Below are 23,370 nucleotides of genomic sequence, written 5' to 3' on the forward strand. Positions count from 1 at the left end.
TCGATCAGATGCGCTTCATCAATCTCGCAATGCTTTTATCCGACTCACGCAGCACAATACCACGATCAATTGTCTGAATCTTGCGATTCTTGACCACAATGCTGCCATCGATAATTACGGTGTCCACACAACTGCGTGTTGCGGAATAGACCACGCGTGAATAGACATCCGTCTCATAGGAAGGGTACGTGTGGAAATCATCGAGATCCAGCAGCAGCATATCTGCCTTTTTGCCCACTTCGAGACTGCCGATTTCCTTCGACAAGCCGAGCACCTCTGCACCACCCATGGTAGCCATGCGCAATACAGTCCGGGCATCCATCACTGTAGGGCCATGAGGAATCTTCTGCATCAGCGCTGTGAGGCGCATCTCCTGAAACATATCCAGATTGTTGTTGCACGCGGCACCATCGGCCCCGATCCCAACTGCGATCTGACGATTCAGCAGATCCGGAATATCCGCTACTCCAGAGGAAAGCTTCATATTCGATCCAGGACAGTGAGTGACTTTGACTCCGCGCTTGCGGATGATCTCTTTCTCTTCCTCGCTCAACCATACACAGTGGGCCAGCACCAATCTTGGGGTCGCCAGACCAATATGATCGAGGTATACGATGTTACGCATTCCACGTTCATGCTCTACCAGTTCAATCTCTCCGCGATTCTCGGAGGCATGGGTGTGGACTTTGACATGATATTTATTGGACAGGTCGCGGACCTCTATCAGCAACTCTTCGGTACACGATACAACAAAGCGTGGACAGAACGCATATTGAATGCGACCTCCGCCAAATCCGTTCCATTTCTCCAGCAGATCCACACTCTGTTGCAGCGAAGTTGCTGTATTCTCACGCAAAGGTTCCGGAACCTCGTCTCCATGATCCATCATCACCTTGCCGGAGATGACCCGGATGCCGCTCTGTGCCATCGCCTGAAACGCCGAGTCTGTGTGATGTACCGTCTCCATATCCAGAATGGTCGTGGTTCCGCTGGAGATCAATTCGCCAAGTCCGAGCATTGCTGAATAATATACGGACTCCTCATCATGCGCTGCTTCCAGCGGCCAGATCCGTTGACGGAGCCAATCCATCAGTTCCAGATCGTCCGCACGTCCACGGAATAAGGTCTGACACAGATGAATATGCGTTTGGATAAAGCCTGGCAACAGCACTTTGCCACGCGCATCAATGACCTGATCAGCCTGAACATCGATGTGCGTTGCAATCTCCTTGATTTTGTTATCCTCGATCAACAGATCTCCAATGAACACTTCTTCCTCTGCATTCATCGTCACAAGCTGTGCGCCTTTCAGCAGGATCGTTCCCATGCCAATCTCCCCTATCTGTATCTGTCTATATCGTTCAACTCATACATACTTACACTTGCACTCCGATGACAAATTAACCTTCCGATCGCTGTCTGTTACCATCCAATAGCTATACCATCACCCCTGGGGTCTGCCGCGCCGCTGATCATGCCGTCCTCACGAATGACAATGCCTTGCGACTGTCCCATAATACCGTCCCACGGTGCTCTGGCTTCAACGTTATGTCCCCACTGGGCGAGGGTTGCACATACGTCATCATGATATCGGTTCTCCACACGCATCGTATCGCCGTCTTCGCCCCATGTACGTCCGTACACCCAACGCGGCAAGCTGATTGCTTCCTGAATGTTCAGCCCGTAATCAAGCACGCCGGTAAGCACCGATAATTGGGTCTGCGGCTGGCCTTCTCCCCCCTGTGTACCCACGAGCATATAGGGTTTGCCATCTCGTGTAACAAGGCCCGGCATGAGCGTGTGGAATGAGCGTTTGTTGGGTTCCAGAACGTTAGCATCCCTCGGGTCCAAGGAGAAAAACGACCCCCGGTTCTGCATGATAACACCCGTATCCCCTGGGACATAGGCTGCACCAAAGTCAAAATACAGGCTTTGAATGAAGGAAACGGCATTACCCTCGCTATCAACAACTGCTGCATACGCCGTGTCCTGACCTATTGTTTTGGACAAAAACGGCTGTGCCACAGGTGGAGCAGACTGAATCTCATTCCACAATTGGTCTCCGTAATCCTTGGATAACAGATGTTCCAGCGGGATGTCCCTGAAATCCGGATCCGTCAGATATTGGTCACGATCACGAAACGCCTTTTTTACCACTTCCGCCATCAGATGATAGAATTCCGGTGAGGTACGTGCAACCGAGGACAGATCAATATGCTCGAGCATATTTAACATCATTAGCATGGAGAAACCCTGCGAATTGGGCGGCATCTGATGAACCTCATACCCACGGTACCCCGTACTGACGGGCTTCACCCATTCTCCCTGATGACCCGCAAAGTCCGCTGGTGCAAGCATGCCCCCATCCTCACGAATAGCCGAAGTCAGACGATCCGCGAGTTCTCCTGTATAAAAAGCATCTCGCCCTTCCGTCTGAATCAGACGAATGGAGGCAGCAAGTTCAGGCTGGATCAGCAGCTCACCTTCCTGCAAAAGTGTACCCCTAGGGGCAAATACCGCTCGCAGCGGTGTATGCCCCATAATGAAATCTTCATCCCTTTCCATCCACAGGCGGAGATTCCGGGATACAGGGCATCCTTTTTCTGCATACTGCGCAGCAGGTTCAAGCAGTTGCCCCCAGGTTAACTTTCCGTACCGGGACCAGACTTCCCACCACGCATCGACCATTCCTGGAACCGTGATAGCACTAAGTACACCGCGCTGAGGAATGGCATTCATACCCATCGCTTTGAACGTATCCGCATGAATGCCTGCGGCTGAGCGGCCACTTCCGTTATAGGCGGTAATCTCACCGCTGGCTCCATCATGAATCAGGAAGAAGGCATCCCCGCCAAGTCCGGTCATATGCGGATATACCACGCCCAGTGCTGCACTGACCGCAACAGCAGCATCATAAGCATTCCCGCCCTGCTGGAGGATGGAGCTTCCCACTGCACTCGCCAGATAATGAGGAGTGGTAACCATGACTTCTCTGGAGATTGGCATCTGGTTTAACATAAGGCACCCTCCTTCCCTGCATACACATCCAAAGCAGCCTGCACTGCTTCACCGGCAGGTAATACGTGTCGATGACGCAATAGAACAGCTTCCAGCGCTCCGAGCACATGAAGTACGTTTTTGCGTTGGCAGCTGAATCCCATGGTACCGATCCGCCAGATTTGCCCTTTCAACGGTCCGAATGAACTGGCAATTTCAATGCTGAAGTCGTTCAGCAACATGCTGCGCACCGACTCACCATCAATTCCTTCCGGGATCGTAATACAGGTAACCACCGGAAGTTTACTGGACATATCCCCGTACAGTTGCAGTCCCATTCCCTGAATTCCGGCGACCAACGCGCGTTCATTCATCAGATGTCTCTGGAACCTGGCTTCCAACCCTTCTTGCAGCAGAATACGTAATCCTTCGTGAAGGCCGTAGAGCATGGAGGTGGCTTCTGTATGGTGATTCAGCCGGGCCGAACTCCAGTAATCCTGCAGCTGGCTCAGGTCAAAATAATTACTGGCAATGGTGCGGCCTTCTGCCCGCGCACTGGTTGCGTCTCGGAGTCCACGTTCAACAGTTTTGCGGCTCATCAGCTTCTGTTCCACACGACTGTTGTACGTGAGAGGTGCCATCCCTGAAGGAACGGACAGGCATTTCTGCGTTCCGCCCATCACCGCATCCAGATACCAGGCATCCGTCTCCACCGGTGTCCCGCCAATGGTTGCTACAGCATCGACGACGAGTAAAATATCAAGGTCGCGACAAGCTTTGCCAATGTCGGCAAGGGGCTGCATCTGGCCAGTGGAAGTCTCACCATGAACCATCGCAACCAGACTCGGTTTATGGGCATGGATCGCCTTGATCACCTCTTCCGGATCAAATACCGTTCCCCATTCCGTTTCAAAAAAGACGACCTCTGCACCACAGCGTTCCGAGATTTCAACCAGCAGATGTCCGAATCGTCCATAGATCGGAACCAGAACTTTGTCACCAGGCTGGATCAGACTGACCAACACCGCTTCAATGCCTGAACGGGATGTGCCATCGACCGGATAACACCACTCGTTATCTGTCATATATAACTCACGCAGCATCGCCATCGTCTCGTTCATCAAGGATGTGAACTCGGGGTCAAACTGCCCCAGGATCGGGAAGGATAATGCTCTGAGTACACGTGGATCAACTTCAACCGGTCCCGGGGTCATAATGGTCCGCAAGGACGGAGATAACTCTTTATAGCTGGACATCTGCATTCAACTCCCGTAACCGTATTTATAGAGTAGCCGAACCAGAACCCGAAAACCGTGCATCAAGTCTGCTTCAGCTGTATATTCAAGTGGATTATGACTGATACCGTCCTGACTCGGCACAAAAATCATGGCTGTCGGACAAGCCGGCTGAAAAATCTGCGAATCATGTCCCGCTCCGCTTGGCATTAGCCAATAGGACAACTGCTCCTGCTCACAGGTATCTTGGATGTCTGAGATCATCTCTGCATTCATAGGAATGGGCGTCACCGACAGATGTTCTTCCCAGTCCAGTCCGAGCTGCTGCTCGGCTGCGATCTTACTAAAAACCTGAAGCATATCCTGCCAGCAGCGATCAATGCTCTCCTGCCGGATATGGCGGATATCCAGTGAAAACACTGCTCGTGCTGCAACCACATTCCCCACACCCGGATCGGCTGTGATTCGCCCAACCGTGGCTACCAGCGGTTCTCCTGCTTGCAATGCAATATCCCTTACTGCAGTAATCATCTCAGCTGCTCCGGCTAATGCATCCTTGCGCCAGGACATCGGTGTCGTTCCCGCGTGATTCGCTTCTCCGCTGACGGTGATACTGAACCGCTTCTGACCTACAATATCGGATACAACGCCAATCGAATGTCCAAGACGTTCCAGAACCTGACCTTGCTCAATATGAAGCTCAATAAAGGCACCATATTTTTTTGCGGCCGGTCTATATGCACTATCGGGTCCAAAGCCCGCATCGCGGATCGCTTGTGCAAAGGTGACGCCGTCTTGATCCTTCAAATGCTCTACATCTTGCAGAGACGTTGTTCCTGTTATACTGCGTGAGCCCCAATATGCAAAAGGGAATCGACTCCCCTCTTCCTCACATAGAGATACCACTTGAAGTGTGCGCTTCGGTACTCCGAAATGCTTCTGCAAATACTCCAAAGCAAGGACACCCGCCACCACACCGTAAGCACCATCATACTTTCCACCATACACCACGGTATCGATATGTGATCCGGTCACGATTGGTAATTCTTCAGTACCAGTCGCTGATCCCTTACCCTCGCCCTCCAGTGTGCCATACAGATTACCGGACTGGTCGAACTCGGGAGACAGCCCTTTTTCCTGCATTTTGGCAGCAAGGGCACCTTGTGCTTCACACCAAGCCGAGTCATACAACAGTCGTGTGACTCCGCCCTGTGCATCCGCACCATATGTCGACAGCCAGTCAAGCATGGCTTGCAGCTCCACCTGTTCCACATTTGGCAAAGGAAGCGGTGCGTTATTGGTACCAGATGACCGGTATACTCCAGACTCCGTCATGGCGTCTCCTCCGTTCCCACTTCAATGGGACTAGAAGAATAAGCCGCAATGTGTTGCCCGACAGGCAAAGGAGATAACCCGGATTCCGAGTTGTAGACGCGCTGACCACGGCAAAATACATCTGCAATCTGACACTTAAAGGTACGTCCCACATAAGGGCTCTGTTTATGCGTGTAGAGCAGATCCTCCGTGTTCAGGGTCGTGCCCTTACCCCAGTCAATCAGAACCAGATCTGCATCCATGCCAATTGCAATCTCCCCTTTATTCTCCAGACCAAGCCTTCTGGCAGGCTGCAGAGAGAGCACTCTTCCGAGCAACGGAAGGTCGATATTTCGCTGAAGATGTCCTTCCTCCAGCATGATTAGCAATGTGCTTTGTGCCCCGGATATACCGCCCCAGATTTCAAAGAAGTTATCCGATTGTTTCATGGATGGTGGGCAAGGAGAATGGTCTGAGGCGATAACATCAATCAATCCTGAAGTCAGTGCATCCCATAACTGCTCCTGTTCGGAAGAGCTGCGAAGAGGTGGAGCGCATTTTGCTACAGCACCCAATCGAACCACATCCTTCTCGGTCAGCGTCAGATAATGAGGGCATGTCTCCGAAGTTACGTCTTGCCCACGCCGTTTGGCTGCTGCAATCAGATCCAGCGCTTCCCGGGTGCTGATATGCACAAAATGCAGCGCACACCCGGTCTGTTCGCCGTATTTCAACGCTCGGGCAACCGCGACGACTTCAGCTTCCACAGGACGAGACCGGATATAATCCATCGGTTCCGTCTTTCCCTCTGCGATGCTTCTCGTAGCAAGTTCGGCAACGATGCCTTCGTCCTCTGCATGAAGTGCCAGCACACGGTTTAATGTTGCAAGTTCTTTCATCCCGTCCAGCAGCGTATGGTCATCAGCTCTGGCAAAGATGTCTTCCCCATCTCCACCCGGCTCGGACATAAATGCCTTGAATCCTGCAGCCCCCAGCCGTGCCAGTGAAGCAAGTTCATCCCGGTTGCCGGGAACCAAACCTCCCCAGAAAGCAAAATCAACATACGATTGGTCTGCGGCTGCTTTCATTTTCATGTCCCATGCTTCCGGCCTTGTGGTTGGTGGTACGCCGTTAAGCGGCATATCGACATAAGTCGTGATTCCCCCTGCGGCAAGGGCTGCCGAGCCAGACCGGAACCCCTCCCAACTGGCGAGTCCGGGTTCATTGAAGTGTACATGAATGTCCACGACACCTGGCATCACTGTCAGACCCTCACCTTCTATGATGCAAGTCGCTTCACCAGCGGTCAGCCGCGTGGATAGTTCCGTAATTTTCTCACCCGTAATGCCAATATCCAGTTGCTCTACCCGATCTCTCAGCACCACCCGGGCCCCCCGGATGATGGTATCAAATGTTGTCATGTGGATGACCCTCCCCCTGAATCAGAACCGGATATGTGCATGCTCAGCTTCCCCGGTATGTACTGTAACCTCCTGGAGCAATTAATAATGGAATATGGTAATGGCTTGAGGCATCAGATACGGCAAACCGTATCGGAACAATCGTCCATAATGCCTGCCCCAGCTCCTCCAATGAACGATGTGCGTAATAACTCTCGACATGGAATTGAAGCTCATATATCGCTGGCTCCAACTTGCCTCCATCCAGCAGCGGTGCATCCAAACGCCCATCCGCATTGGTCACCGACTCAGCTACTTTTGTCTTGTTTTCCTGTTCTCCATCCCTCTTCAGGGTATACAGTTCGATCCGAACACCCGCAGCAGGGACACCTTTGGAGGTATCCAGCACATGTGTTGTAATTCGGCCATCAGACATCGACATTAGACGTCACCTTCTTTCCCGGCGTCACGGCCGCCTGTTCCCAGATCATCCCTTGTCATCGAGAAACCCTGGAATCCATAAGGTGGTCTCGGTTCGGTAAATACTTTGCCTTCTCCCTCTTTCACTTCCTCCAGCACTGTCTCCCAAGTCCGATTGTTGGATTCAAATGAAACCTCACTCAGTTGCTCAAATCGACTTAACAACCTTCGTCCAATCTGGTAGATCAGATGTTGAATGGAAGCAGATCGACACTCATGAAATACCACAGCAGCCAAATCTCTGACCTGTTCCGCCGCTACATACCGTCCACGCTGATCATCCATGCCATCTCTCGGATCTTCATAACGCCAATTGATGTTCAGGAAAATAAATAACGGTCGATCCCATGTCTCTGGAAGAGTGGTATATTCATCCTGCATAAATCCGGCAAATTCACTGCCTTTGACCTTGATCAGTCTTAGATCGGCTACACCACTGAAATGGTTGCTTAATTCGATCGAGTCTCCTGTTCGTTCTGCTTCCACGGCAGCTGTCGCACGATCATTCTGTGAATAACGAAATACGAGCGTACTCGGTCGATAGCTTCCTTCTAATCCAATGGGTATATCTTCAAAAGGAATCTGGTCCGCTGTCATCTGAACCTTGCTCATCTGCGGATACGTCTCCAGGAAACGACGGCTTACCAGCGCAAGAAATCCTTCCACCGTTGCCCCTGTATAATCCGCTGCATGTTTCAGAATGAAATTTTTCATTGAATCAGTTGCGACCACCAGCGAATTATCCCCTTCTGCAAAAGAAGGCAAGAATTCATCACCCTGCACAGCGACCTTAATGTTTAATCCAAACAGAATATTGCTGCGTCCCATGAACGGCGATTCCGGAATGGACTGTATGCCCGTCAACGGTTTGGCGTAGGAACGGTACATCCACACATCCCCTTTGCCGTAATACATGGTCCGCTGCTGCACTGCGGCTGGCTTGCTCACAAACTCATGTTCATGACCGATCTGTGCGAGCCACTGCTCCAAGCGAATGCCCGCAATCTTGAATACTTCCCTCAAGGCAGTCTCGAATTCTTCTTCCCTGCCTCGGCGATGACGTTGCCTCATGGATTCGAGGATGGAGCTTGCGGTATGGCCTTTTACAGCCAGTATGAATGGAAAGCCGAATTGGCTTGTATATGCTTTGTTTAATTGTTGAAGTTCGTTGTATTGCTCTTGTGAGAGTGAATCAAGGCCTGCACCAGCTTGTTCCTGAACGGAATTGCTGCTCATGCTGATTCGCGCTCCAAGATCCGGGTGATTTCGAAGCAATTGCAACTTCACCTGGTCATCCGATGCCTGAACCACGTTCTTCATCACGTTCATCATCTGTTCAAATGAATCAAACGGTCGTAAAAGCCCGGAACGCTCAGCCACCCATGGTGATTCTTCAAATAAGCCGCCAAACGTATGCACGAACTGCGTGATAGACCAGTTGTTAACAAGTTTAATTAAGTCGCTCATGTTAGAACCTCCGGTCTGTTATGGATTATTGTTCTTCATTCTAAGTGTCGTTCAATGTCGCGACAACAATATTTACGCAATTTTGTAATATAACATAACATCAGAGTTTCGATTTGTTTGCTGTGCACGGGAAGTTCAGCTTTTATTGTCCTTAAACATGAAAAAACCGCACTCCATCAAGGGAATGCGGTTCATGGGTCTAAGACCCATTAGCATTGTCATCTTGCACAATGCGCGGTTAGAGTTGCACATTATGCGGTCTTGCAGCTGCTTTGTCCCGCACAAACTTGCGGAAGGTGAATACCAGCTTTAATTTCAGCAGATCATTTGTTTTCTTAAAGTCCATTTGCAGCAAGCTGCCGACTTTCTCCATACGATAAGTGACTGTGTTGCGATGTACAAACAGCTGCTTGGCAGCTTCATTGATCAGTCCATCATTCTCAATAAAGGACTCCAATGTATTCATCAATACCTGATTGGGATCACCGTCTCTGGCAAGTAACGGTTCAAGTACTTTATTGCAGTAATTCTCCATGATGTTATCCGGTACATGTTGGAACACATAGGCAAATTCGAGCATTTCAAATTGCAACGCACGGTCTTTCATGCCGAATCGACGAGCCAGTTGTCGAGTATCTAGACATTCCTGATACGCTTCACGGAGCGATTTGGGTTCATGTTTCATTTTGCTGATCCAGAAACGCGGAGCCGGTGCCCCTTTTGCTTCTTGTGCTGCCAGTACATCACCGAACCGGTTCAACAGAAAACCTGACAGTTCCTCTCCATAGTCTCTCCCTGTTGGACAGGTATAGATGGACAGAATGCCATCTTCGATCTGAAAATGCTGTGAGGCCGTGAATTGCATCAGCGGATTGTATTGTAATTCACGATGAATCTGTTTAAGCAGCTTTCCCTCGGCGAAGAGAGTCGGCTCAAGCGTAATCAGTACGCACTGATACGTTCCCTGGAACAGATGTACACCTTTGTTTTCACTCAAGGTGGTCAATTCCTGAATGGTCATTTTGTTATCCAGATACTGTGAAAGTAGTGTACGCATCTCATCTTGAACGGTTGGATTAATATGCTCGCGATAAGTCATATCCATATAAAATGCCAGTACATCAGCAGCCTGTTGGAACAGCTCCTCCTCTGCCCGAAGCGATAAGGCTGAATCGGTAAACACCAGCAACGATCCGTATTCTTCATCATTTTGCTTGATCGGTACGCGATGACAACTTCCCTGATTCCATTTCACTCGGTGCATAACGGATTTCCATGGCCAGCCTTGGGTTACAGCATCCCCTGCAATGCCCTCACTACCGTAAAGAACATGCCCACGTGAACCAATGACGGCAAGCGGATAGTTCAACACCGTAGCAAGTTCGGCAAACACATTCCGGTGTGGCTGTTGTTGCAGTGCAAACTGCATTAATTTCTTTTGCTTCTGCACAACCTCATGCAGCAATCGGTTACTGCGTTCATGTTCAGCCTTGAACAAGGCATTCATCTGGTCCGAGAAAGTGAATTGAAAAGGAAGCTCCAGCAATGGTAACCGAAGTCGATCCGCTTCCTCGACAATGCCTTGGGGAATGGACTGCCAGAAGCGTCCCAGCTTGATGCCGAGTCCTGCGCAGCCACGTTCATTCAAGCGCCGCATCAAACGCAGTGCGTCTGTTTCACTGTCTTTCATAATAAAAGCGGTGGTGAACAACATTTCTCCGGATTTGATCCAATCCGCGATATCAGGAGCGTCCATGACATTAACGGATTTCATCATCCGTGAAGTCCCTTCTCCACCCGCAACCAGTTTGGCCTCGGATAACGGGTATACCTGTAAAGCCTCTTTAACCGTAAGTTGCATGGACACTACCTCCCATATATATAACACGAAATCATGTTATTTTTGTTTCCACAATATAAATTCTGGTTTATATTCCTAATTAAATCTATATTCATCTATTTAACTTTGTTTGTTGTTAAGTATTATAACATCAATTCATTCAATAAAGCTTACACGACAAAAAAATAAAACCTATGACCTAATTACAGCGCACTTTGCTGTAATCGGCATAGGTTTTATTAAAATTATTATGATCCACATAAGTTGAAGTAATCCATTTACACGATAACGGAGAGGGCAGAAAAAACCTGAAAAAGCGAAGCGTTCGCCTTTATCCCCGGATTTTCCCCTTTAAAAAAGGGAATCGAAAAAATCTGGGGATAACAGCGATTGGAGGGTTGTTCTGTCATCGTAGTGTCAGTGTAAATAACTTTTAGTTCAACTACGATCAGATTTCCATAGTTTCGTGATTCATCCATAATTTCATACGAGATAATACATCTTTGACATTCAGCGGTTTGCTGAGATAGTCTGAAGCACCTGCTGCAATACATTTCTCCCGATCCTCTTTCATGGCCTTGGCTGTGAGTGCAATAATCGGAAGCTGAGTCATGCCAAGCCGTTCACGGATCTGGCGAGTCGTCTCATAACCATCCAGTTCCGGCATCATAATGTCCATCATGATAATATCAGGCTTGACGCCTCCACGCTCCAACAATTCCAGACATTCGTAGCCATTCTGAGCTGATATGACATTCATGCCGTACTGCTCAAGAGCGTTAGCTAGCGCATATACATTTCGAATATCATCATCAACGACAAGCACTTGACGACCGCTGAGCAAAGATTCTTCCAGAGGGGTCAATAAAACATCAGATGGTTCGGAAGTCATTGAAGGGAGCTTATTGATCTCAGGTGTAGTGCTTGCCACCTCATTCAGGAACAACCGCGATGCATTCATGGTCTCCGGTTCATCTCTTCGCAGTGGCAGGAACAACGTGAACACACTGCCATGTCCTTCACGACTTGTTGCCGAGATTGAACCCCCCAGCAAAGTTGCAAGCGATTGAGAGATCGACAGACCAAGTCCTGTCCCGCCATATTTACGTGCCGTAGCTCCATCCGCCTGTTTGAATGCATCAAAGATCTGCAAAAGTTTGTTTTCCGCAATGCCAATCCCTGTATCACTGACGGAGAAAGCAATCACTTCGGTCTCTTGGTCTTTCACTTCAGGATGAGCCAGACTCATTCTGGAGATGGTTAAGGCAACTTCACCCTCACTGGTGAACTTGAAGGCGTTTGAGAGCAGATTTCGGAGAATCTGATGCATTCTCATCTCGTCAGTCACGATGGTTTCCGGTAAAGGACTCTGGAGCTGAATTCGGAAATCTATTTTTTTCTGCTCCGCTGTTTTCAGGAAATACTGATTCATGACTTCAGGCAGGCTGCTCAGATAGACATCATCAAAATCCACTTCCATCTGCCCGGCCTCTACCTTGGATAGATCAAGAATATCATTGATCAGATTCAAAAGGTCCTTGCCTGACTTGTGAATGACCGAAGCATAGTTCTGCTCTTCACTATTCAAGTGTTGGTTTTTATTCTCAGACAATATTTCGGACAGGATCAGCATGCTGTTAAGCGGCGTCCGTAATTCATGGGACATGTTCGCCAGGAATTCGGATTTGTACCCCGAGCTTGTTCGTAACTGATCTGCCACAACTGCAAGTTCATTGGCTGATGTCTCAGCAGCGCTCTTCTGTATTTCCAGACGTTCATTAAGCATATGAAGCTCTTCGGTCTGCATTTGCAGTTCCTCTGTCTGAGACAGCATTTCTTCGGTCTGAGACTGAAGTTTCTCCGATTGTGCCTGTAACTCTTCATTCAGAACTTGTGACTCATCATATAATTGCTGTAATTCCATGCGAGTGACGGTCGAGTGTAAAGAAACACCAAAAATGTCCGTCAGTTCTTGCATCAGCTTCATATTATTCTCTTGCAATGGCTTCATTGAAGCAAGCTCGATGACCGCAATCGTTCTGCCTTCAAAGAGGACCGGTACTACGGTAAGAGAGGTGGCAGATGTATATCCGAGACCCGAAGAGATTCGAATATAGTTCTGGGGCAGATCATTCATGCGCAAGACTCGCTTCTCCACGGCACTTTGACCTACCAGCCCCTCACCGGGGGCAAGCGACACTTTACCGAGCGAACGTTCTTTCTCACCATCCGCAGCATATGCAGCCACACGCAGCAGTCGATTGTCTTTCCAGTAATACAAGACGCTGTAGGGAACTTCAAACAACATGGCAAGCTCGCTCAGGAACAAGCGGGACAATCCCTCCAGATTGGTCGGATTCTGCAAGAGTGTCGCAATGCCTGTAATCTGGTCCTTGACCCGATTCTGTTCCTGTACTTCATCCAGTAATTTGTTGGTTTCGTGGCCCAGATCCCCCACTTCATCATGTGTCCGCACCTGAATTCGCTGCTTCAGGTTCCCACCTTTGGAGATATCACTGATGGTCTGCATAACATCTCGCAACGTTTTGACGATATTTCCGGATATCACAAGAGCCGCTGCAATTGATAACGCCGCGATAATACCCCACAGCGTATACATAATCGTCAACAATGTGGAGCTCCGTGTGGCTAGATCGGTTACCCTTGCCTCAGTCAATGCGATCTCTGTGTTACGGAAGGTAGTAAGTTGGGAGCGTAGTAGATCCATTTCAGTTTTACCCGGATCAGTTTGAAAGAATGCAACAACTTTGGCTTGATCCTCTTGCTTTTTCAACTTTACCAACGGCTCCCCAGCAATCTCAATCCAGCGCGTAATATGAGTTTTGATGCTTTGCAGACTCTGCTGCTGCGAAGGATTGTCACTAATGAGAGCATTCAACTGATCATAGTTGGAACTCCACTGGGATAAACCTTGAGAATAAGGTTCCAAGTAACTCTCATTGCCTGTAATCATGAATCCACGCTGTCCTGTCTCCATGTTCAAGACATTTTTTTCAATCGCGTTGGTCAGATTATGTACTTCCAGATCATGATGAGAGATAAAATCATTTTCCTTCTGTAGTACATTAATTTGGGCCGTAAGCACTAGCAGAACAGCTCCAAACAAAAGCACAACCACAAGATAGCCCAATAAAATTTTGGAGCGTATCGTAAATCTTCTCGTTTTTGACAACGCGGAAACCTCCAAATATATACGAATCCCATTCTATTAAATGAAAACTGGTGCATATGTAGTTTATATGGATACGTATAGTCTGACAAGCTTTAAGTTCATCGGTAAGCATAAGAAAAACGACCTGCTTGTGCAGGTCGCCCTCTTCATTGATCTATATTGCTCTTTTGGTCTGATTTTAGGCCTTTGGAGCGATCATTTTGGCTGGATCGACATATTGATCAAATTGCTCTTCGGTAAGCAGGCCTGTTTGTAACGTCGCCTGTTTCAAAGACAAGCCTTCTTTATGCGCAAGCTTCGCAATTTTGGCTGCATTCTCATAACCAATGTGCGGGTTGAGCGCTGTAACAAGCATGAGCGAATTGTTCAGATTATGTTCAATCTGATCCAGGTTAGGCTCAATGCCTACGGCACACTTGTCATTAAACGCAATAATGGAGTCCGCCAGCAGTTGCACGGATTGCAAGAAGTTATAGATGATAACCGGTTTGAATACATTCAGTTCAAAATTACCCTGACTTGCCGCGAAACCAATCGCTGCATCATTACCCATGACCTGCGTAACCACCATAGTAATGGCCTCGCTTTGAGTTGGGTTGACTTTACCCGGCATAATGGAACTGCCTGGCTCATTCTCAGGAATACGAATCTCGCCCAATCCACTGCGGGGGCCACTGGCCAACCAGCGAACATCATTGGCAATTTTCATCAAATCAGCTGCAAGCGCTTTAACGGCACCGTGCGCATATACAACTTCATCATGACTTGTAAGGGCGTGGAATTTGTTTGGTGCAGATACAAAATCTTTCCCCGTATGTTTACCAATCTCCTTGGCAGTGAAGTCCCCAAAGTCCGGATGAGCATTGATGCCCGTTCCGACAGCTGTACCGCCGATCGCAAGCTCCTTCAGGTACTGTACACTTTCACGGATCATACGCTCACTCTTGCCCAGCATGGCTTCCCAACCACTGATCTCCTGGCCAAGCGTAATTGGTGTTGCGTCCTGAAGGTGAGTACGTCCAATCTTGATAATATCCTTGAATGCCTCCGACTTGTCTGCAAAAGTCGCTTTTAATACCGCAATGGCCGGCAAGAGTTGATCCTCAACAGCCAGAACACCTGCGACATGCAGAGCCGTTGGGAATGTATCGTTGGAGCTCTGGGACATGTTCACGTCATCATTTGGATGCAGACGCTCTTCTTTTCCCTTTTGCTCCAGCAGTTGGTTCCCCAGATTGGCAATCACTTCGTTCACGTTCATATTGGATTGCGTTCCGCTACCAGTCTGCCACACGACCAGTGGGAAATGGTCATCGATACGACCTGCAATAATCTCGTCTGCTGCATAAGCGATGGCATCGGACTTAGCGGCAGATAATTTACCTAATTTATGGTTACTGGCCGCAGCACTTTTTTTCAAAATGGCAAGGGCACGGATAACTTCCATCGGCATATGTTCGCTGCCAATCGGGAAATTCTCCTTGCTGCGCTGCGTCTGAGCTCCCCACAGCCTGTCGGCTGGTACTTTCATTTCGCCTAACGTATCTCTCTCAATGCGGTATTCCACTTGCTTGTCCTCCTCCAAAAAGATGGTTTGGGTCTCTACAAAGCGTGTGTATCTCGTCATATTATACATGATTTACGAGCAGGTTTTCACCTTTTCGACAAAATTGTAAGCGTAGCGCAAAACGAATATCAATTATTTTTGTGCCGCAATTGGATACAATCGGCTGCTCTGTTCGAATAGTTCACCTGGTTCCAGACCGACCAATCCGATTTCTTCTGCCGGGATGCCTTCAACATTAGGAGCGTTAACCAGGTTCATCTGTGGTTCAGGACAGAAGAATTCGCCACCCATGTTATTATTCCAGATCATCCAGTGCTTGTAGGAAGTACCTACATCATAGACCAGTTTGTCTCCAGTACGGTGGTCCGTGAGCTCCATATAGTTACGACCATTCTGCGGTTCTGCAGTGTAATGATTATCCATGGCAGCAAAGAACGGACTAACTCCGTCTTTCTTCAATTGTTCTTCCTCAGGTGTAAGCGGTTGAAATTGTCCTGTTGGCAGAGAACGCTCATTCAATTCACGTCGTTGTCCAATCGTAACTTTGGCCGTGTAATCCGAGGATTGACTATCCGGTGCAAAAGGAACAGCAATTGCCGTGTGGAATGCAAACAGATTAGGCATGTATTCTTGCCCGTTATTACGAACAATTAATTGTTGCTGAAGCCCTTGGCTGCTCAAAGAGTAACGAAGCGTCACGGTGAACGTAAACGGCAGGTACTGATAGAATGTATGTCCTTCTTTCACATCTTGGCTAAGCAACACATAGCTCTCCAGCTGATCAGAACCATATCCTTCGACCTTCCACTCGGCATCATGCAAAAATCCATGTAAATGGTTACCTGTAGCCGGTTCGTTCACAGGCAACTGATAGACTTGACCATTCCAAGGGAAACGTCCATCCTCATAACGATTCGGCGGAGATAGAATCGGAATTCCATAGACCGCTGGTGCAGCCATAAACTCATCCATCTGATCCTGATTAGGCTCTCTTAAGTAACGGAAACCCTTTTCTGTATCACGGAAAGCAACGAGGTTGGCACCCACGCTTGGAATAACAGCCGCTTCAAACTGATTAAAACGAAGCCAAATGGCCGGTATCCCTCCAAATTGTTCTTCAAATGCTGCATTTTGTTGTGTCATCGTTATATGTACCTCCTGCATACTAAGGTTATATTATACGGCTCGACTATATCATGCCCGAGCACAAAATACCAATCTATGAAAGAGAACAAATTCATGATAGAAAAACAAAAAAGACAGGAAAAAGACAGCTGCAATCCCCTGCGGCTGTCTCTGCATACTTTCATATGTTCGTTGAATTAATCCACATATTTGCCGTGATCCGGCACAGTGCTTTCTTCAAAGTCCATATCAAGCCTCTTGAGGGATTCTCTCAGCATATCTCCGCTCAAGGCATGCCCATGCCCGGTAATCGCAAGTTTCGGCTCCAGATGTCTTATATGCTGGACCGATTGATGAGCAGCCTGCCAATCGGTTGTAAAATAGGAAGGCGGGCCATGCAACTGTTTGTCCTGAAGCAACACACTCCACAGCGATTCCTGCTTCACTGTAATGATTGCGTCTCCCGCAATTAACAGACGGTCCGATTCACGAAACAGTGACACATGTCCAGGTGTATGACCTGGCGTGTGCACCCACTCCCATCCTGCTAAGCCTGGAACAGTGTGATCTTTGGGTAAACTGAATATCCGATCATCCAGATTGATTGCCTCATTGGGATACGCGAATGACAACCTGGACATTAAACCTCCACCTACAGAAGGGTCCGCTGGCGGGTAATCTTTCAATCCCGTTAAATACGGAATTTCAAGCGGATGAGCATACACGGGCACACCCCAGAATTGTTCCAGCTCAATAACGGTTCCTACATGGTCGAAGTGACCGTGTGTCAAAATGATCGCAGACGGCGGACCTTGAAATCGTTCTGTTGCAATCTGAACAATATGATCTGTGAACCTCGCCATTCCGGTGTCCACGAGGACCCAGTTCCTGCTTCCTGGCTCTCCGATGAACACGACATTAACGAATAGTGTACGTAAACTGAGAATATCGGGCGCGACTTCTTCAAGTCCCGTCAACCCTTCTGTAATCAGATTGTCAGATGTCATTCACGGTTACCTCCCATTTGGCGGATTATTTCTCTGGTTCCATTCATCTCGTAGACTTCCCTTTTCTGGATCATCTATTCAACATTTCCAATAAAATAGACGGTATACACCCTGTTTCGGGCATACACCGTCTAGTATAGTCATCGACACGACACAATAGAACAAGAACATCTCGGCCAGTTAAGCCGGATATGCCTCCAAAGCAGCATCGAGCAATTGATTGTACAGATCATCATCATTCTCCAGTAACTCGTCCATACGCAGTAACTCTTCTTCATCACCGGATTGCTCCGTGAAATGCAAACTGTAGTCCCAATCTTTTCCGTTCTTGCTCATGAAGGTAATCTCATATACTGACTTTTCACCTTCTGTACGGAAAACGGTATTTCCTACGAAACTTTTTTCATCTTCACGGCGCATTTCAGCACGGATAATTTCAATATTCACAATCATTCTCTCCTTTAATCTTTCATCTACAGTCGGTCTCCAACATTTCTAGTAAACCTAGTTTGGTAATTATTATTGGTTAATTGTACAATATATAACGTAGCAACGTATACCTTATTCAATGAAGGAACCATTTGAGTCCTTACATAGTTGTAATGAGGACTATAATACGTGTTTGACCAACATCTATAATAGCCAACAAGCTACGATATTATTATCACATTGGAGGAAAAAATAGCATGAATACTTTCGAAACGAATCTGCAGCAATATGCTGAACTGGCTGTACAAGTCGGTGTCAATATCCATCCTGGGCAGACGCTAGTGGTTAATGCACCAATCTCGGCAGCACATTTTGTACGACTGATTGTCAAAGCAGCTTACGGTAAAGGTGCCAAATTGGTCAAAGTAAACTGGAGCGACGAAACCGTTACACGTCTTCATTACGATCTTGCACCTGATGAAGCCTTCTCCATTGAACCGAAATGGTTTGCAGCTGAAATGACTGAACTCGTTGAAGAAGGAGCAGCTGTACTGCACGTCATTGCTGAGAACCCGGATCTGCTGAACGGTGTAGCTCAGGAACGCATTATTACGAGTCAAAAAGTGCGCGGTAAAGCGCTCGAAAAATATCGTTCGTATCAGATGGCTGACAAATTCAGCTGGTCTATTGTAGCCGTTCCTTCTCCGGAATGGGCAGCTAAAGTATTCCCGGACCTGCCGGAAGCACAGCAAGTGGACCGCTTGTGGGATGTTATTTTCAAAACCGTACGGATCGGTGAACAGGATGCTGTTGCCGAATGGAAAACCCATTTGCAAAATCTCGATTCCCGCGCTGACCTGCTGAACAACAAAAAATACAAGAAGCTTCACTATACAGCGCCAGGCACAGACTTGACCATTGAACTTCCAGAAGGTCATATCTGGGTATCCGGTGGAAGTGTGAATGAGCAAGGACATGTCTTTATTGCCAATATGCCTACCGAAGAAGTATTCACAGCTCCCCTGAAAACCGGTGTTAACGGTACCGTTCGCAGCACGAAACCACTGAGCTACGGCGGTAATCTGATTGACGGATTCTCCCTGACATTTGAGAATGGTCGAATTGTAGATTATACCGCTGAGCAGGGACTAGACGCACTGAAAAACCTGATCGAGATGGATGAAGGCGCACACTATCTGGGTGAAGTTGCTCTTGTTCCTCATCAGTCACCGATTTCGGATACGAATATTCTGTTCTACAATACGTTGTTTGATGAGAATGCGTCCAATCATTTGGCGATCGGTAATGCCTATGCCTTCTGTCTGGAAGGTGGTAAAACGATGTCCAAAGAAGAGTTGATTGAACGTGGCATGAACTCCAGTCTCACTCATGTGGACTTCATGATTGGATCTGGAGAAATGAACATCCACGGTGTAACCTCCGAAGGTGCGGAAGAGCCGATCTTCCTGCAAGGAAACTGGGCATTTTAATCCCGTTTGATGTGGAGAGAGGAGATTACTCCTCTCTTTTCCTGCGTCAACAGGTCGAAAAATTCAATAACTGGAGGGAATGCATATGTTAAGTTTTGAACAAAAACTGGATCGTTACGCTGAACTGGCTGTAAGAGTAGGTGCCAACGTGCAGCCTGGGCAAGTATTTGTCATTAGTGCGATGATTGATACCGCTGAATTCGTACGCTTGCTTGTGCGTAAGGGATACGAGGCCGGTGCCAAGCAGGTTATTGTAAAATACAGTGATGAAACGGTGAATCGATTGCGGTTTGAGATGGCCCCAGAGGAATCCTTCCAAGAGCCGCCAAAGTGGCATGCAGCGGAGCTTGAAGAACTGGCGGCCAATAATGCAGCCTTCCTGACCGTATTGTCATCCAGCCCGGATCTGATGAAAGGTATTGATCCTGCGCGGATCTCGGCCCATCAGCGTACATTTGGTCAGGCGATGGCCAAGTACCGACAGTATCAACAAGCGGATAAAATGAGCTGGACGGGTGTGGCTTGTCCTTCTCCCGCTTGGGCAGCCAAAGTATTCCCGGATCTCCCGGCAACGGAGCAGGTTAACCAGCTGTGGGGAGCCATTTTTGCTGCGGTGAGAGCCGACCTGGAGGACCCTGTAGCGGCCTGGGAACAGCATATTGAACGACTGGAAACCAAGGCTGTGGCACTCAATAACAAAAAGTATCAAGCACTTCATTTCCTCTCCCCCGGGACGGATCTTACAGTCGAGCTTCCAGAAGGCCATATTTGGGCGCAGGCGGGTAGCGTAAATGAGCAAGGCATCCCTTTTGTTGCCAATATCCCGACAGAGGAAGTATTCACCGCTCCATCCAAACATGGCGTTAATGGTAAGGTGTCCAGCACCAAACCACTCAGCTACGGTGGCAGTATCATTGATCGTTTTTCACTCACATTCGAGAACGGACGCATCGTTGATTTTCATGCTGAAGAAGGTCAGGACACACTGGAAAGACTCATTTCGATGGATGAAGGCTCTCATTACCTCGGCGAAGTCGCATTGGTTCCCTTTCATTCACCGATCTCTGAGAGTGGCATCCTGTATTACACGACATTGTATGATGAGAATGCGTCCTGCCACCTTGCGATTGGCAGTTCCTATGCATTCAATATCGAAGGTGGCAAAACGATGTCTCCTGAAGAGCTTGCAGCCCGTGGCATGAATAGCAGTATCACCCATGTGGACTTCATGATGGGCTCCCCCGAGACGGACATCTACGGTATTACGGCAAACGGTGAACGTGAGCCCATCTTCCTTAAAGGAGACTGGGCATTTTAACTGATTACGGAAAAGTGCTCGAAAGAAACATTCTCACTTTTCGGTCATAAGGCTGTCTTGCAACTATGTATTCATGGTTGCAAGACAGCCTTTTTATTAATTTTCAGCAAACTGTCCGGAGGCTGCACATGCTCTCTTCTTCTGGTTTTTCTCGGACCAACCTCCCATTGTATCGTTTCCATATTATGTTGTAAAATGTAATGATACCAATGTTTGTGGATTGTTCACCAGAAAGGAGAACATCATGGCCAATCGGCTCCAGTTACTACTCGCCTCAGATTTCCATAATTTAGGCTCTGCACTTCAGGAAGAAGTGTATTATGAATATTATAATATGGTACATGGTCTTATCGTTTATATCATCAAGGAGCGTGCTGCAGCAGAAGATATTATTCAGGAAGCTTTTATCAAAATTATTAAAAACAAACCCATTTTCGAAGACGAGGTCAAACTGAAAGCCTGGCTCAAGGTCGTCACACGGAACACCGCTATTAATTATCTGAGAAAAAATAAAAATAACCGTAACCAATTGGATACGGATAGTGTTTTTATAGATATGGAGACGATGAATCAGACAGCAGCTTCCGTGGAAAGTATGGTAGAAACGCAGATGATGGAAGAGTCCATTGAATATTATCTCGGACAGCTCAAACCGGAATACCGTGTACTGGTGGAGTTACGGTGGAAAAATGGTCTCTCCTACCGAGAGATGGCCGAACTGCTGGATACCTCCGAAGAGATTGTGAAGCAACGCTTGTTCAGAGCCCGCAGCAGTATCAAGAAGAAATTACATAAGGAATGGGGTGGAAGCATTGAGCAAAGGCAAGTCCGATAAGCATGTGGAGCAATTCGATTCCGAGCTAGAAGACGAATATTTCGACGCTGCGTTTGAAATGGCTTTTGATGAGGCTTTCCATCAAGCTGTCTCTGCCCCTTCCGCCTCCCATACCGAATCCATGCAGCAATCCTGGCAGAAGGTACAACGGGAAATTAACAGAATCGGTTTACGTAAAAAAAGAATACGTACCTTGCGACTTTCAGTTGTCGTAGCTGCATCCGTGACCATCGGGGCGGTTATTTTCAGCCTGCCATCCGGTACGCAAGCGGTATCCCCATTCGTGCAATCCATCAAGGATTGGGGCAACGGCATGAAATCCATTATCATCGAAGATCGCACGACCCATCTGGGGGCTGATCCGTCAACCGCCAAAACGCCTCCACCACCGGAAACATCATTGGAAGATATTCTTAGAGTACAAGAAGAAGAGGCTCTTAATACACCTTCGTATGAGTTATCGCGCCACGTGCTTCGTCCAGTGCTTGTTACGGAAGAGATTGCACGTGAAGGGTTCATGGGTGACTTTCTGTTATCCAAGGCCATTCCGGAGCGATTCAATAAGGTCAAATTCGAACTTGTGCTTGATACAGAAAACCCTGTGAATCCAGACGATTATTATGAGTCCACCCAAATGAGAGTTCAATATACCAGTGAAGGCAAGAGCATAGAAGATGAGATTATCCAGTTTGATTATGTTTATGTCATGCCTGGGGAGAAAATTGAAGGGGCCATGCTTCGTGATATGAGCACCGTTAAGCTGGCAGACGGTACGGAAGCACTAATGTATATCGGCCCACCCTATAACTCCTTTCAGTGGATGATGGGCTCGAACAATATGAGTCTGTTTGGCACCCTTTCAGAAGAAGAAATGACTGCGATTGCCAACGATTTTCAAGAGCAGAAGTTTCCTGGCAGTACCCGCCGATAATATCAAAACAACACGGTGCCAGAGACATGTTTGCTTGTATCCGTAGTACTTCCATCATACGCTGTATGAATACTGGTAACGCGATAATAATATCCTGGCATAACGGTCCAATCCGATGAGGCATTGAGTAAGTTTGTATTCATTTCATTGTTAGAACCAGCTTTGAAAGTCACCCATGCTGTTCCTGTCCAACGCTCAAGCCGATAATCTACGGAAAGTGTCTTCATTGCTGTATAGGTCGTAGTCTTGGTATTCACGATGGCCGACAGTCCTCCACCAGGGATGACTGCACCGACCGCTTGATAGATATGTCCCCGTTCGCGAGTGTTAGCGAGCGAATGGATGGATGGTTCTGGCGGCGGTGGAGCTGTAAGTGCACCAGAGGACACCTTCATAATCGGGCTTGCAACGGCTGGTTCAGACGTAGGAATAACCAGAAGTGTTGGCACCATGAACAAGGCAACAAGGGGTATTTTTAGTATAGATACTGCACTCTTATTATTCATCTTCCGCATATTGATCCATCCTCCGCTTCTATACTTCATTTTGTGTAAGGGTATAAACGGACGAATCAGGTGACAGGTTTCAAAAAAAATTAGACGCTCCGATTCTATGTCGGCAGCGTCTTTTGTTTTTTTATACATTTTCAAATATGGTGAAACCTAAATTATTCCATCCCGTATGTATTCAGTAATGTAAGGTATTGTTGTTCACACCCCAGGAATCATGAGCATGCAAAGAA

18 protein-coding genes are annotated in these 23,370 nt (G+C 47.8%); 4 read left to right on the forward strand and 14 right to left on the reverse strand.

The features are described from left to right. Nucleotides 1–4: 4 nt before the first annotated feature. The 13 genes from MKZ12_RS17085 to MKZ12_RS17145 all read right to left on the reverse strand — a co-directional run bounded on the left by MKZ12_RS17085 (nucleotide 5) and on the right by MKZ12_RS17145 (nucleotide 18,078). A complete protein-coding gene (locus tag MKZ12_RS17085) occupies nucleotides 5–1,327 on the reverse strand; it encodes a 5'-deoxyadenosine deaminase (protein ID WP_339255733.1) in 1,323 nt (440 codons plus the stop codon). A gap of 95 nt (nucleotides 1,328–1,422) precedes the next feature. Further along, on the reverse strand, nucleotides 1,423–3,018 hold the full coding sequence (gene ggt / locus MKZ12_RS17090; RefSeq protein WP_339255735.1) for a gamma-glutamyltransferase: 1,596 nt from the start codon (nucleotides 3,016–3,018) through the stop codon (nucleotides 1,423–1,425). Beyond that, nucleotides 3,012–4,253 (reverse strand): alanine--glyoxylate aminotransferase family protein, encoded by a 1,242-nt coding sequence (locus MKZ12_RS17095; RefSeq protein ID WP_339255737.1) that lies wholly within the window; start codon nucleotides 4,251–4,253, stop codon nucleotides 3,012–3,014. Before MKZ12_RS17095 ends, ggt begins: the two co-directional genes overlap by 7 nt. A gap of 6 nt (nucleotides 4,254–4,259) precedes the next feature. Then, entirely contained in the window at nucleotides 4,260–5,567 is a 1,308-nt protein-coding gene (locus tag MKZ12_RS17100; RefSeq protein WP_339255739.1) for a M20 family metallo-hydrolase, read from the reverse strand. Continuing rightward, nucleotides 5,564–6,967, reverse strand: a complete 1,404-nt coding sequence (gene allB / locus MKZ12_RS17105; protein WP_339255741.1) for an allantoinase AllB — start codon at nucleotides 6,965–6,967, stop codon at nucleotides 5,564–5,566. Before allB ends, MKZ12_RS17100 begins: the two co-directional genes overlap by 4 nt. A 43-nt stretch (nucleotides 6,968–7,010) precedes the next feature. Continuing rightward, a complete protein-coding gene (uraH, locus tag MKZ12_RS17110; RefSeq protein WP_091019526.1) occupies nucleotides 7,011–7,388 on the reverse strand; it encodes a hydroxyisourate hydrolase in 378 nt (125 codons plus the stop codon). Continuing rightward, nucleotides 7,388–8,893: a factor-independent urate hydroxylase gene (gene pucL / locus MKZ12_RS17115; RefSeq protein WP_339255743.1), complete on the reverse strand. Its 1,506-nt coding sequence runs from the start codon at nucleotides 8,891–8,893 to the stop codon at nucleotides 7,388–7,390. The genes uraH and pucL overlap by 1 nt, the downstream gene beginning before the upstream one ends. A gap of 238 nt (nucleotides 8,894–9,131) precedes the next feature. Further along, the gene (locus MKZ12_RS17120; RefSeq protein WP_091019529.1) at nucleotides 9,132–10,754 is read right to left on the reverse strand and encodes a PucR family transcriptional regulator; all 1,623 of its coding nucleotides are present in this window, start codon (nucleotides 10,752–10,754) and stop codon (nucleotides 9,132–9,134) included. 427 nt (nucleotides 10,755–11,181) lie between these two features. Beyond that, the gene (locus tag MKZ12_RS17125) at nucleotides 11,182–13,926 is read right to left on the reverse strand and encodes a CHASE3 domain-containing protein (protein ID WP_339255746.1); all 2,745 of its coding nucleotides are present in this window, start codon (nucleotides 13,924–13,926) and stop codon (nucleotides 11,182–11,184) included. Nucleotides 13,927–14,104: 178 nt separating this feature from the next. Further along, the gene (fumC, locus tag MKZ12_RS17130) at nucleotides 14,105–15,493 is read right to left on the reverse strand and encodes a class II fumarate hydratase (protein WP_074095411.1); all 1,389 of its coding nucleotides are present in this window, start codon (nucleotides 15,491–15,493) and stop codon (nucleotides 14,105–14,107) included. 132 nt (nucleotides 15,494–15,625) lie between these two features. Continuing rightward, nucleotides 15,626–16,636, reverse strand: a complete 1,011-nt coding sequence (locus MKZ12_RS17135) for an aldose 1-epimerase (RefSeq protein WP_339255748.1) — start codon at nucleotides 16,634–16,636, stop codon at nucleotides 15,626–15,628. A 179-nt stretch (nucleotides 16,637–16,815) separates the two neighbouring features. Then, nucleotides 16,816–17,625 (reverse strand): MBL fold metallo-hydrolase, encoded by an 810-nt coding sequence (locus tag MKZ12_RS17140; RefSeq protein WP_339255750.1) that lies wholly within the window; start codon nucleotides 17,623–17,625, stop codon nucleotides 16,816–16,818. 180 nt (nucleotides 17,626–17,805) lie between these two features. After that, the gene (locus MKZ12_RS17145; RefSeq protein WP_339255752.1) at nucleotides 17,806–18,078 is read right to left on the reverse strand and encodes a hypothetical protein; all 273 of its coding nucleotides are present in this window, start codon (nucleotides 18,076–18,078) and stop codon (nucleotides 17,806–17,808) included. Between the two features lie 233 nt (nucleotides 18,079–18,311). Between MKZ12_RS17145 and MKZ12_RS17150 the strand changes: the two genes are divergently transcribed. The 4 genes from MKZ12_RS17150 to MKZ12_RS17165 all read left to right on the forward strand — a co-directional run bounded on the left by MKZ12_RS17150 (nucleotide 18,312) and on the right by MKZ12_RS17165 (nucleotide 22,628). Then, nucleotides 18,312–19,544 carry an aminopeptidase gene (locus MKZ12_RS17150; protein ID WP_339255754.1) on the forward strand — a complete coding sequence of 411 codons (1,233 nt, stop codon included), beginning with the start codon at nucleotides 18,312–18,314 and terminating at the stop codon, nucleotides 19,542–19,544. An 85-nt stretch (nucleotides 19,545–19,629) separates the two neighbouring features. Next, on the forward strand, nucleotides 19,630–20,862 hold the full coding sequence (locus MKZ12_RS17155; protein ID WP_339255756.1) for an aminopeptidase: 1,233 nt from the start codon (nucleotides 19,630–19,632) through the stop codon (nucleotides 20,860–20,862). Nucleotides 20,863–21,106: 244 nt separating this feature from the next. Continuing rightward, on the forward strand, nucleotides 21,107–21,697 hold the full coding sequence (locus tag MKZ12_RS17160; RefSeq protein ID WP_339255758.1) for a sigma-70 family RNA polymerase sigma factor: 591 nt from the start codon (nucleotides 21,107–21,109) through the stop codon (nucleotides 21,695–21,697). Beyond that, a complete protein-coding gene (locus MKZ12_RS17165; protein ID WP_339255760.1) occupies nucleotides 21,675–22,628 on the forward strand; it encodes a hypothetical protein in 954 nt (317 codons plus the stop codon). The genes MKZ12_RS17160 and MKZ12_RS17165 overlap by 23 nt, the downstream gene beginning before the upstream one ends. A gap of 2 nt (nucleotides 22,629–22,630) precedes the next feature. Here MKZ12_RS17165 and MKZ12_RS17170 read toward each other — a convergent pair whose 3' ends face one another. Further along, entirely contained in the window at nucleotides 22,631–23,143 is a 513-nt protein-coding gene (locus tag MKZ12_RS17170; RefSeq protein ID WP_339255762.1) for a hypothetical protein, read from the reverse strand. Nucleotides 23,144–23,370 lie beyond the last annotated feature (227 nt).

The sequence above is a fragment of the Paenibacillus sp. FSL R5-0713 genome (assembly GCF_037973325.1).
GTDB lineage: Bacteria > Bacillota > Bacilli > Paenibacillales > Paenibacillaceae > Paenibacillus.

Excerpts from the sequence above, each read along its gene's own strand:
- MKZ12_RS17170 (WP_339255762.1), bottom strand. The coding sequence starts at position 23,143 with ATGCGGAAGATGAATAATAAGAGTGCAGTATCTATACTAAAAATACCC.
- MKZ12_RS17140 (WP_339255750.1), bottom strand. The coding sequence starts at position 17,625 with ATGACATCTGACAATCTGATTACAGAAGGGTTGACGGGACTTGAAGAA.
- pucL (WP_339255743.1), bottom strand. The coding sequence starts at position 8,893 with ATGAGCGACTTAATTAAACTTGTTAACAACTGGTCTATCACGCAGTTC.
- MKZ12_RS17150 (WP_339255754.1), top strand. The coding sequence starts at position 18,312 with ATGAATACTTTCGAAACGAATCTGCAGCAATATGCTGAACTGGCTGTA.
- MKZ12_RS17120 (WP_091019529.1), bottom strand. The coding sequence starts at position 10,754 with ATGCAACTTACGGTTAAAGAGGCTTTACAGGTATACCCGTTATCCGAG.
- ggt (WP_339255735.1), bottom strand. The coding sequence starts at position 3,018 with ATGTTAAACCAGATGCCAATCTCCAGAGAAGTCATGGTTACCACTCCT.
- MKZ12_RS17145 (WP_339255752.1), bottom strand. The coding sequence starts at position 18,078 with ATGATTGTGAATATTGAAATTATCCGTGCTGAAATGCGCCGTGAAGAT.
- MKZ12_RS17085 (WP_339255733.1), bottom strand. The coding sequence starts at position 1,327 with ATGGGAACGATCCTGCTGAAAGGCGCACAGCTTGTGACGATGAATGCA.
- allB (WP_339255741.1), bottom strand. The coding sequence starts at position 6,967 with ATGACAACATTTGATACCATCATCCGGGGGGCCCGGGTGGTGCTGAGA.
- MKZ12_RS17100 (WP_339255739.1), bottom strand. The coding sequence starts at position 5,567 with ATGACGGAGTCTGGAGTATACCGGTCATCTGGTACCAATAACGCACCG.
- uraH (WP_091019526.1), bottom strand. The coding sequence starts at position 7,388 with ATGTCGATGTCTGATGGCCGAATTACAACACATGTGCTGGATACCTCC.
- MKZ12_RS17135 (WP_339255748.1), bottom strand. The coding sequence starts at position 16,636 with ATGACACAACAAAATGCAGCATTTGAAGAACAATTTGGAGGGATACCG.
- MKZ12_RS17095 (WP_339255737.1), bottom strand. The coding sequence starts at position 4,253 with ATGTCCAGCTATAAAGAGTTATCTCCGTCCTTGCGGACCATTATGACC.
- MKZ12_RS17160 (WP_339255758.1), top strand. The coding sequence starts at position 21,107 with ATGGCCAATCGGCTCCAGTTACTACTCGCCTCAGATTTCCATAATTTA.
- MKZ12_RS17155 (WP_339255756.1), top strand. The coding sequence starts at position 19,630 with ATGTTAAGTTTTGAACAAAAACTGGATCGTTACGCTGAACTGGCTGTA.